The organism is Gluconobacter sp. GP1 (assembly GCF_032913585.1).
GTDB lineage: Bacteria > Pseudomonadota > Alphaproteobacteria > Acetobacterales > Acetobacteraceae > Gluconobacter > Gluconobacter cerinus.
In genome coordinates this window covers 1-407 of record NZ_JASGXC010000062.1, presented here as the reverse complement: position 1 = coordinate 407, position 407 = coordinate 1, and the positions used below count along the sequence as shown (strand labels likewise).

Here is a 407-nt window from a genome sequence, read left to right as displayed (position 1 = left end):
AAGACGGCCTCAAGACCGTGCTCGGATTTCAGCCGATAGAGTTGCGCGCCCTGGCTCGCAAGGCGGGCCAAAGCGGGTGAGGCTGCAATATCGGCGGCGGGCAGCGTTGGCCCCATCTCCGGCATAACAGGTACGGGCCGTGAAGGGGGCGGGCCACCAGCAGCACGGATTGGCTCCGCGGCGGGGCAGGTCGAGGCTCCCAGGGCAACAGCCGGGAGCCCGAGCATCAGCATCGGGATGAAAGAGCGCATGGATTTGATCCTCCTGCGGACATCATGCCGGGCGTGCATGTGAGTGCGATCCGGGCGCGTCAATCAGGGTCGTGTTCGCACTCACATTCGGATCAGTCAGACTATGGGGAGGTACTTTCTCAAGGATTCTGCACCATGCGCTTTCGCTTCTGGCTC

At 63.1% G+C, this 407-nt stretch carries 1 pseudogene; it reads right to left on the bottom strand.

What is annotated here, in order from left to right:
• Positions 1-251: pseudogene (locus R5H23_RS16930) on the bottom strand (DsbC family protein); the annotation flags it as partial.
• Between the last annotated feature and the right edge of the window lie 156 nt (positions 252-407).